This is a genomic window from Paenibacillus sp. TSA_86.1, assembly GCF_052691815.1.
In genome coordinates this window covers 37817-57175 of record NZ_JBQZGE010000010.1, presented here as the reverse complement: position 1 = coordinate 57175, position 19359 = coordinate 37817, and the positions used below count along the sequence as shown (strand labels likewise).

Here is a 19359-nt window from a genome sequence, read left to right as displayed (position 1 = left end):
AGAACCAACTTAAAGAATGTAATCCAAACCTGCCCAGCACATGCAACATGGATAGAGAACTTAACATTCAGCGCTCAGCGCTTATTAAGCTCTCCTCCTCTATGTTCTTGCTTTTCATATTTGGGACTCTACCATCTCTTCTTCAATCAAGTTTTTTGCGACTAACTGTGTAGATAACTCATTGATCCTACTTTTATACTCTTCTGAGGGTGTGTTTTTATGTTTCAATATACTTTTGATACATTGGTGAGCACGGATGAGAGCATGTTCAGAATCATCATTGAATAATACTTCATCTTGAATATGTCTTAATTCACGGTATAAATCAGCAACTTCTTTCTCTACCAGAGCATACTTCTCGTTTCGATTTTTGGTGGATACAGCGAATAATAAACATTTGTTAATAAACTGAGTAGGGGTCATAATTTGCCTGGAGGTTTGCCCCCTGCCCCAGACGTCTATTATTTTGTGGATTTTGTTTACATTCTCTGTAGAGAAACGAGTCATATCGGGAAAGTCTGATTGAATTAACTTGGTTAGCGTTTGTTTCGGCCCCACTTCCACCGTATGAGTAATTCCTTCTTCTCGCATAACCTGTATAGTCTCAAACCATCGGATCGGATGGATTACTTGATTTATAAGATTGCTTTTTAACTGAGCCGGGTCATGAAAAGCAGCAGTCACGTTCGAGAAAACCGGATATTTCATAGGACTGAAACGAATATTTTCTTCTATATAGTTAGCGAGAAGTTCCGATGCTTCATGCATTAAGGGACTGTGAAAGGCTCCTCCCACCTTTAACAATACTGTTTTCGCTCCCTTTTGTTCCAAATCATTTCCTGCTTTGATTACGGCTGATTTGATTCCGGAAATGATCGTTTCTTTTGAAGAATTGAGGTTAGAAGTAACAACTACCCCATGTCGGGCATTTATTTCACTGCATACTTCGTATACTGTCTCGGGTGCGCAATCAATGATAGCCATCATTGCTCCTTCAGATCGTAAAGCACAATCGGCCATAAATTGCCCACGCTTGTGAACAAGTTTAACGGCATCTCCCAATGATAGAGCACCTGAACAAGAAAGAGCAGAATACTCCCCTAAACTGTGTCCTGCCATACAATCCGGGATGAGCTTCGTTTCTTGCTCTAACACTCTGAATGTAGCAACACTCATTGTTAATATTGCAGGTTGAGCAAACTCCGTACGAGTTAATGTGGACATATCTTGTTCGGAACACAACTTCCCTACATCAAAACCAACAGATTCACTGGCCTCTTCAAAAGCATCACGAGCCAGAGGGAAGGCATGAATCAAATCGCGGGCCATTCCTGCATATTGGGAACCTTGTCCTGGAAATAACAACGCAACTTTCAGCAATAGTTATCCCCCCCTTTATTGTTTCTTCTGAATGAGCATCAGTGCCTCATCCAAAGAAATATCATCATTATCCAAATCATCTAATACGTCGAGAATTTCATAGTCCGTTTCGCTCCCTGCAGATACTTCCTGAACCACCCCAACCACTTGGCTCAGCAAATAATCAGCCATGGAAGCAATTGTCGGGAAGCTATATAAATCTCCTACTTCAAAACTTTCCGACACTTCGCTATTTATCAAACGAATCAGTTTTACAGCACTCAGTGATGTTCCACCAATATCAAAGAAGTTTGCCTCCACATCCACTTTTTCGTAACCCAAAACATCCATCCATATCGCTTGTAGTTTCAGTACAAGCTCCTCGTAACTAATCTCTCCTAGAATGATCTGTTGCTTTCCAAGCTCTTCGCGGGTAAGATCGGACTCCTCAATCTCTTGTAAAAGTTCATCTGAAAAACGAATTTTAATCATGGGTAGTAAATTCTTTGTCACCTGCAAATCAAAATCGGAAATAACAGTCAGGTTCATTTGCTTGTTCATAACTTGTTCAAACGACTCAATAAAGTTTTCATAGTTTAGTGGTGGAATAATCGTATCTCTAATCAAATATTCATGTTTATCCCCTGTTAAAATCTCTGTCAGGTTTAAGGTAATCGTTTCTCTTCCCGATAAGGTTCTGTAATCTCCATAGGAATCCAAATAAGCATTAACCGTTGTGCAATCACCATTTTTTGGACCTCCCATGATTGAAGATATGGAGGACATTGTAATAAAGAAATCTAGTTTATCTTGTATGGTTAATTGGTCTAACAACCATGAGCCATGTAATTTACTCATTACTGCTTCTTCAAACTGGCCATCCGCCAGGTCTGCTATTGTTTTTCCATAGATCTGTTTAATGGCAAAAATAACTCCATCCATTTTCCCGAATTTTAAACGGATATCATCCAAAGCTTTAGATAATGACTCATGATTGGTGACATCCACCGTCATGACTTCGATCTCCGAACCGGATCGTTCAATTTCTTGGAATCCTGTAATCTGATGGAAGAGTCGTATATTCTCATCCTTGCTTCTTAAAATGGTGTCCCAAGTGTCTCGCGGCGGAAGGGTACTACGATTAAGCATGATTAATTTTGCCGGCCCCTTGCGAGCTATATATTTTGCAACTTCAACCCCAAGATACCCTGCACCCGCTATGACATAAACTCCGTCCTTCTTAAATGGCGCTTGTCGATCAGGAACTTGGTCTAGGGAAGTCCGTTTTAGAATGGGTGTGTATCGTTTTCCTTTTCGGTAAACAACGACTTCGTCACGGTCATTTCGGCCCTTCAACAACTCCATCATCACCTGATCAGCAATCTGCTGGACGCTCTCCTGCATTGCATCCACATCCACTGTCAGGGAAGAAATTTTAGGATATTCCTGTGAAATAACTTTGACAAGCCCCGGTAATGTAGCTCTTACTGGATATACTTGCTCTTGTGTACCATCTATTAAATGGGCATAAGAAGTAATTACGTTAAATTGGAATGCCGCATCTGCCTGTCGTTCTCCTAAAGCCTTCATCAAATATAATGCACTATATGAGCCTCTATACTGAGATTGATTCATCGACTCCAGCGATTCCATGCTGTTATCCTCAGGGTGCACTGTCCACATATGGAGCACTCCCCGGATTTTATCGATACGGTCTACGCCGAAAGATTCAACTAAACGGACATAATGCCCTTTATCCGAAGCGTTTATGATGAATTTATTCTCATTTATTTGAAGGAATGATTCCCCCGCAACCAGTTCAATCACGGTTTGTCCTCGTTTTTCCAGCAGCATTCGTAGTGTCTGTGATAGCTCACCTTCGTCGGAGAATAAAATCCATAGTCCCTGCTTCTCCATGCTAATTTGCTTCTGTACAGGATCTTTTTGAATCCAATCCGGTGTAAACAAAAATTGGCTTACATCGCGCTTGGGGCTATCGAGGTCATTAACCTCCAAGGGAGGCCAGTATCTTTTGAGGTCAAATGCATAGGATGGCAACGGTACTTTCCAACTCGTCTTTTGCTCATACCAGAAATCCCAATCGATTGGAGTCCCTTTTGTGTAACATTCAGCCACAAGTTCACACTGACTACGATTCAACTGCGCCTTTTCCAATGCTGAACTGTTTTTTAGCTTTTGATCGTCAACAATAGCGTAGTATACTCCTTGTTGACTCAATGATTTCATAACCTCTTCATAGTTATCTCGTGTAACACATAGTTCCGATATTTTTTTAGAAAGATCCTCAATGGAGCTTGTAATAATTGCGATTCGATGACTATCGTGATCTCTGCACATATTGGAGGTATAACAAATTTCCGTCAGAGAAAAGTTCACATGATTACCCAAGAAATCAGAATAGCGATATAGAGTATCTACCAAAGATTTATCATTCTTCGCTGACAGGGTAAACACATGCAAACCTTCATACTGAAGAGGCTCAGAGCGAGTAGGTGCCTCTTCCAAAACAACATGGCAGTTAGTTCCGCTGATGCCAAAGCTGCTTACCCCCGCGCGTCTAGGTCCTTCATCCGACAACCAGTCCGTAAGTTTATGGTTCACCCGGATAGCAGACTGTTGAAAGTTGATTAAAGGATTTGGTGTATGATAGTGAAGTGAAGCCGGTATTTTCTTAAAATATAAGCTTAGAGCGGTTTTAATTAACCCTGCCATGCCTGCTGCCGCGTCTAAATGACCTATGTTTGTTTTAACTGAAGCAATGGAACAAAATTGTTTTCTCTCTGTATATTTATTAAATGCCTCCATCATAGCCTGAGCTTCGATCGGATCTCCCAACTTCGTACCTGTGCCATGTGCTTCTATGAATTGTATTGAATGGGGATCTACTCCTGCCTGTTCCCAAGCACTAGTCAGGAGATCAACTTGAGCTTCTGGATTAGGTGAAGTGATTCCGTTCGATCGACCATCACTATTCACTGCACTTCCTTTAATGACAGCGTAGATATGATCTTTCTCACGCATGGCATCGGATAGTTTTTTAATAATGACTACTCCTGCACCTTCCCCAACATTGGTTCCGTTTGCTGACGCATCAAAACTTCTGCATCGTCCATCGGAAGACTCATTACCCATCTTTTGGTCATCGCTCCATACAGGAAGAAGAATGGTACTGATTCCACCCACGATAGCTGCATCCGATTCACCTGTTGCAATGGATCTACAGGCCTGATCCAGCGCTACTAAAGAGGAAGAACACGTTGTATCGATGACAATACTAGGCCCTTTTAGATTAAGGAAGTATGAAACTCGGGATGCAATGACTGCACCTAAGTTGCCAATAACTACATTTGGATCATCATTTGGAAGTAACTCCTTATAAACATTCTCTGCAGAATGACCTAAGAATACGGCTGTTCTCGATCCATTCAGTTTTTCCTTCGTATAACCGGCATTCTCAATTGCTTCCCAGACAACCTGAAGGAATAATCTTTGATTGGGATCCATACTTACCGCTTCAGCCGGAGTAATGTGGAAAAATGCCGGATTGAATTGGTCAATTCTGTCCAAATAACCGCCGAGTCGAAGTGGTATATCTTTATATCTATCAAAAATCTCTTTTTTAACCCGCAATACGTCATCTTTACGCGATTCTGGAAAAGAGCCAATGGCGTCAGTTCCATGGATTAACATGTCCCAAAATTCTTCTAATGAATTCGCTTTCGGGAATCGACAGCTCATTCCAATGATTGCAAATGATTGATCTTCGGATGGAGAAGCTCTTTTCTTGCCCTCCATCAGTTCTTGTATATATTCCACGCCTTCTTGGTTTGAAATGGATTGAGATGCTACTTGTTGTAGTATAAATCGTTTAACCTTTTCCATTGTTTCGCTCCTTTGTGTTAACAAATTAAAGGTCGGATATTCGTTGTTCTGCAGCAGTGGTAGTAATTTTCCCTGCTCTAAGTTCTTCCATGATGACATCCAATGAATCTTTAATTTGTAACGATTGATTTGACTTCACCTGAATAAAATGGGCCAACATATGAATTGTATTCTGGGCAAACAAATCGGCAACGGTAATCGGCACGCCATACCTGTTATCAATCACGTTATACAGTTTAAGCAGCAGGATTGAGTTCCCACCTAGATCAAAAAAGCTATCATGAATGCTAGAAATGTTTATATCTAAAATACTTCCCCATATTTCAATCAATTCGCTTTCAAGCTGCGTCTTCGGGTAAACCGGCAGACTCTCCTTTTCTTCATGTGCTAGCATAAGAAGAGCACGTCGATCAAGTTTTCCATTTAACGTAAGCGGGAAATCCTCCAAACATGTAAACCTCGTAGGCACAAAAGCTCTTGGAAGCTTACTTGCCAACTCCATTTTTAAGTTATCCAGTTGTGCATCCCCTATATAAAAGGCGTAAAGATATTTATGAATCCCATCACCGATCACTACAACGACGGATGCTTCGACACCCTCAATCCGGTTTAAAACACTCTCAATTTCCCCTACTTCTATACGGATGCCACCCACTTTTACCTGTCCATCTTCCCGACCGATAAACTCAACAACTTCCTGTTCTGTCCATCTAGCCATATCTCCTGTCTTATAGATGCGCCCCCCCTCTAAAAAAGGATCAGGGAGAAAACGTTCCTGAGTCAATTCAATGTTATGGAGATACCCTCTTGCCACTCCATTTCCGCCAATATACAATTCGCCTTCCACGCCTACCGGAACCGGCTCCATCTCTTCATCAAATATATAATAACGAGAATTGGGTAAAGGTTTCCCAATAGGAACATTGCCATAGTAACTCTCGATATTACTAAATTTTGATGAATAATAACTGGAGTCAATGGTTGCTTCCGTAACCCCGTAACTATTCACAATCTCAACATGGTTTCCGAATCGCTCTACCAATTGTCTAAAATCCTGATCCGATACTTTATCCGATCCTAAGATCAATAATTGCAAATCTGGAACAGACAAATTGTTACTATATATATATTCCATTAAAGGAATGATAAGAGCAGGTGTAGATTCAAACAGAGTAACTTGATGATGTAAAAGTAACTTATACACGGACGGAAGCTCGAGTCGTTCATGATCCGGACATATAATTAAGGTTCCCCCACCAATCAAGCTTCGCATAAGATCTCCTGTAAATACGTCAAAAGAGATACCTGCTAACTGGAGAATTCTTACTTCGCGAGAAGCGAGCTCATACTTGTCCTTCCAACTCTCGGTTACACTCAATACATTCTGATGTTCGACCATTACCCCTTTTGGTCTGCCCGTTGTACCCGAAGTGTAAATTACATATGCGAGAGATTCTGGTTGAATCCTTTTGTTGATATTCTCTAATGATTCTTTCGCTAGTTCTTGACTAAGATTATTTATGTTGATCAGTTCTGCAGAGCACGTTTCGGCAATGGCTTCCTCATGGTTCGTTAAAACGATGGCTGTTCTGCTATCTTCAACCATGTACTTGATTCGTTCTTTCGGAAAAGCGGAGTCCATAGGCAAAAATGCTCCACCTGCTTTCGAAATTGCCATGATCGATATTACCGCTGCAATGGAACGATCCATCCATACGCCAACGATATGCTCTGATCCAACTCCCTTTTTCAGCAAATGCCGGGCAAGACGGTTGGATTGCTCGTTGAGATATTGATAAGTAATGGATTCATCGCCACACACTACAGCTGATTTATGGCTTTTCAATCGAGCCTGCTCTTCCAGAATTGCATAGATGGCTTGATGTTTTTGTATCTGCACCGGCTCGAAAGGACTTAACCTATTCAAAAGCTCTATACTTTCCATTTTAGTCCTTTTGTTCAATTCCCCCACATATAAGGATGAATCTTCTAGTAAACGCAGTAAAAATCCCTTCATACCTTCAAGCAACTCCGTTGCCGTGTAATCTGATATTTGTTCCGTATGGTAACTTATTTCAATTACAACATTATTGGAAGGTTGTATCGTTACTGTAATTGGATAGTTTGTAACTTCACGAACTTGCACGGATTCGACTTTAACGGGCATAGCCTCTTGTCCATAACTGGTCATAGGATAGTTTTCATAAACGAGAATACTCTCAAACAGAGGTTCACTCTTTGTTAATCCACTCCATTCCTGAACGCTTAGCAATGGGGTATGCTCGTATTGAGAAAGTTCTACTTGCTGCTCTTGAATATTCTGTAACCATTGAAGCACATCTAAGCTTTCTTCCACCTTGATGCGTACAGGAAGCGTATTGATAAACAAACCAATAGCTCCATTGATTCCATTCATATCTACGGATCGGCCTGAAACGACCATTCCAAACACAATATCCTTCGACTTGGAATAGCGAGAAACAACCAGTGCCCATAGCGCCTGAAATACCGTACTCTGAGTCATCTTATTTCTTCTAACAAATTCATGTAAATCATTCGATAAGTCGCTAGACAATTCGTACTTCAAAACCTTATAAGGTTCAATTATATCCGCTTGCAACATATGTCCCCGAACGAAATGTTGCAATTCATAACCTGCGAAGTAACTCTTCCAAAATTGTTTCGCTTGAATGATGTCTTTTGATTGCAGGCATGCAATGTATTGATCAAATTGAACAGCAGGATTAAGCTTTAAACTCGTTCCTGTGCAGAAGATGTTATAAATTTGAAACACTTCGTTTAGAAGCAAGGATTGGGACCAGCCGTCAAGTATAATATGGTGGTGGCTCCAGACAAAGAGCTGTTCATCATCCTTCATCCGATGCAATGATACACGCATAAGCGGCGCCTTCTCTAAGCAGTATCCTCGTTCAAGATCTTCCTTTAAATAAGAAATACGGAGTTCTTCCGCTTCATCTTCTGTTACGTCACCTGCATCTAGGACAGATACGTTAAAATCCAGTGTTTTGTGTACGATCTGCCTCGGTTGCTCTAACCCTTTCCAGATAAAGGATGTTCTTAATATGCTGTGTCGTTCAATTACTTTTTTCCATGCAAGTTCGAATGCTTTTATATCCAAGTCCCCATATAGTTTACAGCTATACTGCTGTGAGTATTGTCCGGAATCTGGAGATAACACCGTGTGAAATAATAAGCCTTGCTGCATGGGAGATAAGAGATAGACGTCCTCGATATGATCTATATTAATGGCATGTGCTAAGCAATGTGACTGTAAGGTACTGTACTCCAATGGGCTAAACTTAGCTGCAGGATAATCCATTTCTGAAATCAATGCCTGTCCATGAGTCACGCCCAGATGCACGATTTCATGTATAGCCGACTCCCATGCACTCAACAACGTTTGAACCGTCTTCTCTGAAAATTTCGCTTGACTGTACTTCGTATGAATGGTTAATTTCCCATCTGAAATTTCAGAGTTAAATTCCAAGAGATAAGGCATATGATTTTTAAGACTACGATAATGACCTGTAGGATCGCTGCTCGTTCGAATCTGTGTTTCCAGATTAGGCGTAACATCCGTTTTTCCAAGGAAATTAAATAAGATCTGCGATGGTTCCATTTCTTTTGAATGAATCTGAGGTTGATCTGACAAATACTTGATAACACCATAACTTAATCCCTTATGAGGCACTAACCTCAGTTTTTCTTTAGCATGTTGAATACACGCATGAATACTCCCTGCCTCGCCTATGTTAAGCAGAATCGGAAACATTGAAGTAAACCATCCAACAGTTCTCGAGACATCAACATGATCAAACAAATAATCTTCACGACCATGTCCCTCAATATCCACTTTTACAGGGTTATCCTCCCCAAGCCAATTGTAAAGTGCTCGGTTTAGAGCAGCTATTAATGATTCTTGAACTTTTAATTTTGCCCTTTGAGGTAGTGTATGAGTTAAGTGTCCTGTAATCTCTTCGTTTAACCTAAGCGTTATGGTATGTGCGGTTTCCTCAGTAGCTACGCCAAATGAATGATCGATTGGCAATTCTTTGCCCTTACCAGTAATACTGGTCCAATAATTCACATCGTCTATGGGAATTCCATCGGATAGCGCTGATAGCTTCTCCGCCCATTCTTTATAGGATGTCGTTTTAAGCGGAAGGCTTAGTTCTTTTTGACGTATGGCTTGATCGCATAACAGTATTAAATCTTCAAAGATGATCCTCCAAGAAACCGCATCTATGATCAAATGGTGAACTGCAATGAACAAACGACTTTTTTTACCCGCTCCCATATTGAAAAATTTGCATTGAATCAGTTGTTCATTCAAATCTAAAGACGCTTGGCATATCGTTGCATGTCTTTCTATCCGTTCCAGACCTATAATAGGATCAATGTCTGTAAGGTCTATCTGCTCAAGAATGGAACCCGATATCTCGTTTGAGATGAATTGCTTCCATCCCTCTTCTCCCCTTATAAATCGAGTGCGTAATACATCGTGATGTGATACAAGCATTTGTAATGCTTCTTGAAGAACGGATACTGTTATGGAGGGTTCAGTCTCAAACATCATTGCTTGATTCCAGTGGTGTAGTTCGTCGAAATTCTGTTCAAAGAACCATTTTTGGATAGGAGTCAGAGCCACTTCCCCGATAACCTTCTTCTGCTCTGCTTGTACCTCCGTTTTATCTTTTGCCACCTTTGCAAGTCTTGCAATAGACTGATTTTGAAATATATCTTTGGCTGTGAGGTATATCCCTACATCCCTAGCTTTTGAAACCATCCGTATACTAGAGATAGAGTCTCCTCCGAGTTCGAAGAAATTATCATCAACGCCAATGCCTTGTACCGAGAGAACGTCCTCCCATATTTTAGACAATGATAGTTCCAATTCAGTTTCTGGCGGTGCGTTTACGGTTTGAACTGCTAAGACAGGTTTGTATTTGGAGATCGTATTCCTATCCACTTTTCCGCTCACCGTTAGTGGAAAATCTTCAAGTTTTACAAATTGTCTTGGAATCATGTATTCTGGTAGCTTCTGTAACAGCCATTCTCTTAAAATAGAGCTTGAAATATCATTTCCATCATCAGTTAGGATATAGCCAGTCATTGAGCTTCTCCCATGATGATCTTGGTCAGCGATAATTACACAATCAGAAATATGATCATGCTCTTGCAGTACAGACTCAATTTCACCAAGTTCAATCCGTAACCCATTTATCTTAACTTGATGGTCCAGCCTTCCTAAATAAGCAATGGTTCCATCAGGTAGCAATTTCACCAGGTCTCCTGACCGATATAAGGAACGAATTACTCCATCTCCAAAGGAATGGGTAATAAATTTCTCTTCGGTTAACTCTTTTCGATTCAAGTAACCTTTAGCTAACCCAACACCCTCAATAAATAATTCTCCTGGCACTCCAAATGGGACAATAGCCAAATTTGCATCAAGTACATGCAACTTCATATTTTTAATGGGTTTCCCAATCGTAGCCATTTTATTTAAATGTTCTAGACTACACTCTTCCCAGCTCACATCAATAGAGGCCTCGGTAGGTCCGTACATATTAAACAACCTAGCCTCCAGTGTAGTTAAACATCTTCTCTTCAACTCATACGTCAATGCCTCGCCACTGCATATCACCTGGCGTAAAGAGTGACATTGCTGTACATTTTTTTCCTCAAGAAACAGCTGAAGCATAGAAGGTACAAAATGAATAATCGTTACCTTTTGCTGAATAATGGTTTGCACAAGATATTGCGGATCCATATGTCCATCCGGTTTAGCGAGCACCAGCCCCGCTCCATAGGATAAGGGCCAAAAGAATTCCCATACAGAAACATCGAAAGTATAAGAGGTTTTCTGAAGCACACGATCCTCTAATTGCAAATGGAGCTCATCTTGCATCCACACAATTCGATTACTAATTCCTTCATGTCCTAATACAACCCCTTTAGGCATCCCCGTAGATCCGGAAGTGTACAGTACATATGCCGGATCGTCCATCTTCACATCGATAGTTGGATTCATTTCCTTAGATAAATCGATATATGCTTTATCACGCTCGACATGAATACACTCAACATCAAAATCAACAAAAAGTTGATCAACATCTCGGTGAGTAATAATCCATTCAAGTCCAGAGTCATTCACGATATATTGTAATCGCTGTTTTGGAAATGATGGCTCCAATGGCACGTATGCGCATCCAGCTTTTAATATGGCCAGCAAACTTATAATCATCTCAAAAGAGCGATGCATACTAATGCCTAAAAACGAGCCTTGTTTTACACCCTTATTGATTAGATAATGGGATAATTTATTGGCTCTCTCATTAAGCTCTCCGTATGACAAGTGATCCTCCTCGAAGAATAAGGCAGGTCTTGAAGGGTGCATTTCAGCACGTTGAGTGAATAATTGATGTAACCCCTCCAACATATATTTTTTATCCGTTGCATTTCGTTCAATTAAAATAAATTGTTCTTCTTCTGGAGTAAGTAATTTCAACTCAGAAACCAGTCGATTTGGATCACTTGTAATATCAATCAACAAATGTTGATAGCTATTCAACATCCGTTCAATGGTTTCTCTGTCGAACAAGTCGGTTCGATACTCGATATAACCTGCCAGATCGTTCTCCGTTTCCACTATGGATATATTCAAATCAAACTTTGCTGTATTTGTATCCATTTCGGTGAATTGAACTTCGAAATCCCCTAATTCACTTCTAGACTCCTTTATAGTTTGCACTCCAAACATAACTTGAAATACGGGGTTGTAACTAGTCGAACGCTGTGGTCGCAGTGCCTCAATCACTTTTTCAAAGGGGATGTTCTGGTTCCCATATGCCAGTAAGCACTGTTGACGCACCTGCTCAAGCAAAGTTAGAAATGTTTGATTACCTCTTACATGGGTACGAAGCACAATATTGTTCAAAAAGCATCCAATTAACTTTTCCGTACCAGAAGCCATTCGGTTTGATACAGGGCAACCAATAATAATATCGTCTTGACTCGTATACCGATAAAGCAACACATTGAATGCAGCCAGCAGTGTCATAAAAAGAGTGCAACTGTTATTCTGGCTTAACTCCTTTATTCGCTTATAGCTGTCATGGGACAACTGAAAACGGAGAATGTCCCCCTTTGACGATTGAATTGCCGGTCTTGGTCGATCTAATGGAAGCTCTAGAACCTCAGGTGCACCACTTAACGTATTTTTCCAATAATCCAGCTCTTTAGCGTAATATCCAAGTTCTGTTGACTCTCTCTGCCAACAAGCATAATCCGCATACTGAAAGGGCAACTCTTCAAGCCTATTGCGACTTCGATTTAACGTACACTGATAAATATCAAATATCTCGTCCCAAAGAATGGAGAAAGATAGCCCATCCGAAACGATATGGTGCATTGTAAGAAGTAGGATGCACTTGTCTTCCTCTTTCTTTATTATCGTTATACGTAAAAGCGGAGCCAACTCCAAACTCAGGGGAGTACTTATTTCTATTTCGTATAATTCAGTGAGTTTGATTTTTTGCATTTCCACAGACATATCTGATAAATCGATGTAATTCGCTGAATAATCCGATAATGGTAGAATGCACTGAACCGGACGACCATCTACTTTTTTGTACACGGATCTTAGAATTTCATGTCGATTCACTATTTCCTTGATACTTTGATTAAAAACAGATCTATCGAGCTTGCCCGACATCGTTACCGACCAAGTTGAATTATAAGAAAAATCCCCAGGATCATATTGTTCTAAAAACCATATTTGTTCTTGTGCGTAAGAAAGGGGGAGGAGTTCCCCTTCCTCTCTTCTTCTCTTTGTAATTTGAACCGGCATTGATACTTCACGTTGTTGATTTCTCATCTTAAGTTGCTTGGCTAGTTTTATCTTCTGTTCAGGGGTTAAGTTGCTTAGGATAAGATTATTATTCTTTGTATTTGTATCCATGTAATCCTCCTGTTCTTCACCTCATTGAACGTAAATCAATGAGCATGACCAGTCTAGTTTTAGCAGTCCCGATTACTCAACTCTTACAACGTTTTAATTCATTGATTTCTCTGGTTGTCTGTAAAGGCTTCTAAATCCCTCACTCCGCTCAATAAGTTCCTTTACATTCCCTTGATCAACGATTTGCCCGTCTTCCATGAACACAATACGATCGGCCTTCTCGAACATAAGCGTACGGTTAGATACCACAATACAAGTGACTTCCTTAAGTTCCTTTAATCTATGAATTAATTTCTTCTCCGTATCTACATCTAATGCGCTTGAAATATCATCCATGAGGAAAAGTTCACTGTTACGAACTAGCATTCTTGCAATCGCTATACGCTGACTCTGACCACCTGACATTTTAACCCCTCTAGGGCCAACCAGAGTATCTAGCCCTTTCTCCATACCTTCCAGGTCTTCATCAAGAACAGCCGTATAAATAGCTTCATTCAGTTGTTTGGCATCTACATCGATTCCTAGCAAAATATTTTCCCGCACAGTTTCACTAAACAATCTAGGGACCTGAGGAGTATATGAAGAAACAGGAGGCTGGAAAAATTGAAGCGGATTCTGGATCACTTTTCCGTTCCATAACAAAGCTCCTTGATCCGTCTTCAATAATCCTTGCAGCACCTTCAAAAGTGTAGATTTTCCCGAACCAATCCTACCGGTAATCACCACTAGTTCTCCTCTTGATACCGTAAGATCGACGTTGTACACTCCTCTTTTACTGTCTGGATATTCATAAGTTACATCTTTTAATGAGAGTACCTTCAAGCTTTCTGTTGCATGTGTTTCACGTTCTTCAGAATCATCTGCATAGGCAACTAAGGATTCGATAGTCTGACCCTCTGTTAATTTTCTCATTCGATCAATGGATATTTGCACGGTCTTATGTTTTGCTGTGAACCATCCAAATTTAGTGATGTATTGAGCAATTTGAGTTAAATAATTAACAAATAAAACAAATTCACCAACAGAAAAATCGCCTGCTCTCATTGAGCCTGCTGCAATAAACATGATTCCTCCGATAGTTAAACTTGAAATATTATCGTTAATTGATCCTAATATCGATACCATAGTTGAGTTTTTGACACCGTTGGTTTGACGTACCTTGTTGAGTTTTTCAAATCTCCGCATAATCGGTCCTTCTGCCGAAGCCAACTTAATGCTGGAAATTCCACCAAGCACTTCTTCCAAAAAATTCACGACACGTCCATCACTATCTCGGGATAATTTGTAATATTTCTCGATACGCTGATTTAACAACTTAGCGACAAACAACACACCACACAATGGAAGAAGAATTAATGCTGTCAGAACAGGGTCAATTGAACATAGGATTGTAATCGATACAGAACAGAATATTAAAGCTGCCGTACCATCGATCCAATATTCAAGATAATGAATCACTGCGTAGGCATCATCTCTTATGCGATTCATGGTGTCCCCGGTACCATTGCTCTTACCGCCACGGATAATATTTCTGAGCATATTTTTCCTTAACAATAAAAGGTATCCGAATTGAATAATTCCCCATGTAAATAAACTGAATACATTCGTAACGATTCGTGCAACAGCAAGAGCTAATACCCCGACAATTAGGAAATTAGTGGATATCGAAGAATCTCCAGTCAAGGTTTTAAACAGCTCAGAGATAATTAAGCCCGTACCCATAGAAAGAGTAGTAAAGAGAACAAACAAAATTAAGTTAATAAAAAAAGCCCATTTTCGAAAACATATAACCTTCCAAATCATTTGAAATGTATTCATACAGGTTCCTCCATTCCAGACTGAAGCATTTTGTGAAAAACGGTCTGCGGATCCTGCATAAGTGCTTGCGTATTTCCATGTTCAACAATACTTCCCTTATCTAATACAATAATTTGGTCCGTCTTAAGAACTGTTTTTAGCCGATGAGCGATGACGATACCAATTCGATTTTCCAGCAATTTGTCTAATGCGGTCTCTAAAAGTTGTTCTGTCATCGGATCGATACGCGAAGAATACTCATCGAGCAATACAATATCTGGTTGCCTCAAAAAAATCCTGATAAACGCAAGCAGCTGAGATTCCCCTGCCGATAAACCATCACCACTATTTCCGATTTTCGTATCCAAACCGTTAGGCAACCTCTCGTACCATGAGCCTATACCCAAACTTCTAATGACCTCTGTTAGTTCTTGATCTGAGTATGATTCGTCGAAATAGGTTATATTCTCACGTATGGTTCCTTGGAACAGTTGCACATGCTGTGTAACATAAGCAATTTTATTTAATAGTGCCTGCTCGTCTATAGAGGTTATATTCACACCATTCAGTTCAATTTTTCCTCTTGTAGGCGAATACATTTTGCACAATAATCGAATAATTGTACTTTTTCCACTTCCAGATCTTCCAACCAGCCCTAATACATTACCTTGAGCAATAGAAAAGGAAATTCCCTTCAGCACATTTGTATTGGAATCATATGAGAAATCTACATCCTCAAACCGAACATTGTGAATCGGGGAATCCAAACTCAATTCTGCCGAATCCTTTGTTGATACCAAAGTGGAATTATCCATTAATTTCATAATACGGCTAATGCTAGCCGAAGCACCGTGGAGATACTGCAATTGATATGTAATTTGTTCTAAAGGTTTAAAAATCAGCTCTGTATATAAAAAGAACAGGAATACGGTACCTATAGAAATTTCATTTTGATTATAAAGATAAACGCTTACAGAAAACGTTATCACATATCCAAGAGCAATTAGAATAACACTGGTTCCCCATACCGTTACTCTTCCTGCAACCCATGAATTCCTGCTTGCCTTAAAGAGGCTATCATGAAGGTTGTAGAATTTTTTCATGACATAATTCCCTGCACCATTTGTATGAATATCTGTTGCGCCGTTTATTCTTTCCTCCATAAAACCGTGATATTTCGTACTTTCTTCACGCTCTTTTAGAGAATATTTGAACACTACTCCTCGAGAAGCGATCAACAACCATAAAGTAACTATAGAAAATACCAAGATGACTGTTCCCATGAGCCAGTTTTCAACATAAAACATAGTGATAACGCCTATTAACAAAAGCATATTACTTAACACCTGGAAGCAAAAATGCGATAGCAAAGTAAATAAGTTGTTACAATCCGCCTCAACTCTCTCAAGCATTTCACCAGAGCTGTGTTCATTAATGTAGGCTACGTCACGTTTCATAATTAACTGCAACAATTTCTGTTTTAGAAGATTCGTGGCTTTCCATCCTACACTATCCCCTAAATAAACCGACAAAATTTGATTAAGTTGTAACACTATAGTTGTCAATGTGAATATACCTGCTGCTACTAACAGTGCATTCCAACTGCCCCCTTTTGTTGCGGTATCAATAAAATATCTAACCACCTGAGGATTAAATACCGTTAAGGCTACACCTAGAATGATGGAAAGTAACAGGAAGATAACCTTTCCTTTTTGAACTCTTAAATAAGGAATGATGAATGAGTAAAGCACCCTTAGTTTCCGCCCTTCTGCAATCTATATTCTTTTGGCAAAACAAAATCGTTTTCGATATGTAAATATGGTATAAGATTTCAATCATTTAAGAACATCTAAAAAATTTTAAATAAGACATTTTTAAACGAGTTCAGAAACTTAAAATGTTGCCATTGGGAACAGTTTATTTGTCATCAAACATGAGGAGACTCCAAATTGAAGTGTGTATAATGAGAGGCATCGGATTACTTCGAAAATGAACATTTTCATTATTTTCCTTTTATAGAATATATATAGATTTCAGTATACTGGAAGGGAAAATTGATGTCAATAACAGTAAAAACCATCATTATTTTATATTATCCACCTTCAACCAATAGTATAAATTAAGTAATCCAAGGCCCTCTACTATTCTCTAAAAAACAACAAAACAGCTCTATATCTTTAAGTAGATAGAGCTGTTTAAGTCAGGTACACATTTAGTTTTTTTGAAAAACTAGAAGACAATCGCTTGTAGCCCAATGACTACCCTATATGTAGAAAACTAAAAATAACTGTCCCCACCTCCAGAATCCCATATCAAATGGCTCCCTCTGTTAAGACTATAAGCGTCAGATCTCACAATTTTCTTACTTAGTCTATTCTTTAGTTGTTGCATCATAATCTAAAATACCCAACTCTTTCTTCAAGGTCACCATTCCTGCCACTCCATCAAGGAGATTATCTTGAGCAAGTTGAGTATCCGTTTTCATTTCTTCGATGTCTTCCAGTTCACCTTTGGAGTAAAAGTTACTGAGCCTCCACATCGCATTAGATTTGAAGGTATATGAATACTCAAAATCTTCTTGAATGCTCTTTAACTCACTTTTTCGTTCTGTAGTTAGCCCTCTTGGAATATCAATATCTTTAATCTGATTTGCCGCCACTCTATACTGTCTTTCAGCTTTCTCGATCAGCTCCAAATTCGGTATGGTTTCTATCGAAAAATTTTTCAATTCTTCGGCTACTTCTTTTCCCAATTTTGATAGATTCTCATCAATTTCATTAACTTGCTTTTCAAATTCAAGGACAATTTGACCTTGTTCTTCAACAGAGCCTTCGCTAAAATGTTGAACAACACTATTGCAGCCTCTAACAATGAGAATGACCAAGAAAATCAACACGATAATAAAAATAGTTCCCCATGTACTACCCGACTTTACTTTACTCATCTGAATTCCCTCCATGTTGAATGAATGATAGTGTAATTACTAGACGTGAGATTCTCCCTTTCTCCCTTGATCATAGTTCCAATTTTTTTCTCATCTTGCTATCACTCCTCATGTTGTAAATACTTTCAATTGATACGGCTATTTATTATGTCGGCAGTTTAGCAGGTCAAATTTACTATATAAATAACAATTAGTGACGGTATTTCGTAATAAATCTCATGTTGACTTGATTCCATGAACGGTAATATCAGGACTATAGGTGAAAATGTGAATTTGGATGGAATAGATGCTTTGTGAGGCAATTACTTGTTACGTTATTTTCTATGTATTAGCTTTTATATCAGATGGAAAGTAATAAAACAAAAAAACAGCCCTAAGAGATGATTATTAGGACTGTTCAAGTTAGCAAAAGATTATTAAGTTTGACTGACTTTATAGCATTTTTAGAGTCTCATTTTAAGGTTATAAGTTGTCTCAATCGTTAATATAACTAGTCTCAATTGATGTTATAAACCACAAAGACAGGAATTATTAGTTAGTTAAACCATCCGCTGCCGCATCGCCTCAAACAACAAAATCGTTGCTGCCATCGCGGCATTAAGCGACTCGGCTTGTCCTTGCATCGGAATCGTAATCGCGTCATCTACGAGCTGTGCCGTGGTGTCGGCAATGCCTTTGCCCTCATTGCCAATGACCAGCCATACCGGCTGAGTAAAGTCATAACTATAGCACGAATGTTCCGCCTGCAAAGAGGTGCTGACCAGCCTGACACCTGAGGTCTTCGCTTCAGGAAGCAGTGTCCCCAATTCTCCTTCCACAATGGGCAAATGGAACAAAGAACCCATCGTTGATCGAATCGTCTTTGGGTTATAGACATCTGCGCAGCCAGCACCAAGAACGACACCTGCGGCTCCCGCAGCATCCGCACTGCGAATAATCGTGCCCACGTTGCCCGGGTCTTGTACACCATCCAGTACAACCACCACTCCTTGCTGCTCTGCAATCAGGTTTTTAAAGGGCTCTTTGCTTTTCCGCACGATTGCAAGTACCGGCTGAGGGGTCATCGTATCCGTACATTTGGCAATAACGGCAGGAGACACACTGACCCATTCGACTCGCTTCAGTGGATTCTCCAGCCCGGTCAGTTCCACGGGCACACCATGCTCACCATCGTACACGATGCACTCCAGATCGGCTCCGGCACGCAAAGCTTCCTGTACGAGATGAATGCCTTCGATTATATATTTATGTTGACGGGTTCGATGTTTTTTTTCCAGCAACTGCGCCCATTCTTTTACACGTGTATTTTGCGGTGATACAATATCCATCGTTCCATCCTTCCCGTTTGCGGGCTTAATTGCTTGTCTGTTTT

The 19359-nt window shown here is 39.8% G+C and carries 7 protein-coding genes; all 7 read right to left on the bottom strand.

The window, feature by feature from the left end; translation table 11 throughout:
- Positions 1 to 114: 114 nt before the first annotated feature.
- Positions 115 to 1380, bottom strand: coding sequence for an ACP S-malonyltransferase (gene fabD / locus ACUTVW_RS18420; RefSeq protein ID WP_445647120.1), 1266 nt, complete (start codon positions 1378 to 1380; stop codon positions 115 to 117).
- A 15-nt stretch (positions 1381 to 1395) separates the two neighbouring features.
- A complete protein-coding gene (locus tag ACUTVW_RS18415; protein WP_445647119.1) occupies positions 1396 to 5262 on the bottom strand; it encodes a beta-ketoacyl synthase N-terminal-like domain-containing protein in 3867 nt (1288 codons plus the stop codon).
- Positions 5263 to 5287: 25 nt separating this feature from the next.
- The gene (locus ACUTVW_RS18410) at positions 5288 to 13246 is read right to left on the bottom strand and encodes an amino acid adenylation domain-containing protein (protein WP_445647118.1); all 7959 of its coding nucleotides are present in this window, start codon (positions 13244 to 13246) and stop codon (positions 5288 to 5290) included.
- 93 nt (positions 13247 to 13339) lie between these two features.
- Positions 13340 to 15064: an ABC transporter ATP-binding protein gene (locus ACUTVW_RS18405; RefSeq protein WP_445647117.1), complete on the bottom strand. Its 1725-nt coding sequence runs from the start codon at positions 15062 to 15064 to the stop codon at positions 13340 to 13342.
- Entirely contained in the window at positions 15061 to 16794 is a 1734-nt protein-coding gene (locus tag ACUTVW_RS18400; RefSeq protein WP_445647116.1) for an ABC transporter ATP-binding protein, read from the bottom strand. Before ACUTVW_RS18400 ends, ACUTVW_RS18405 begins: the two co-directional genes overlap by 4 nt.
- Positions 16795 to 17414: 620 nt before the next feature.
- On the bottom strand, positions 17415 to 17987 hold the full coding sequence (locus ACUTVW_RS18395; RefSeq protein WP_445647115.1) for a hypothetical protein: 573 nt from the start codon (positions 17985 to 17987) through the stop codon (positions 17415 to 17417).
- Positions 17988 to 18526: 539 nt separating this feature from the next.
- Positions 18527 to 19315 carry a TrmH family RNA methyltransferase gene (locus ACUTVW_RS18390; protein WP_445647200.1) on the bottom strand — a complete coding sequence of 263 codons (789 nt, stop codon included), beginning with the start codon at positions 19313 to 19315 and terminating at the stop codon, positions 18527 to 18529.
- Positions 19316 to 19359: the final 44 nt, after the last annotated feature.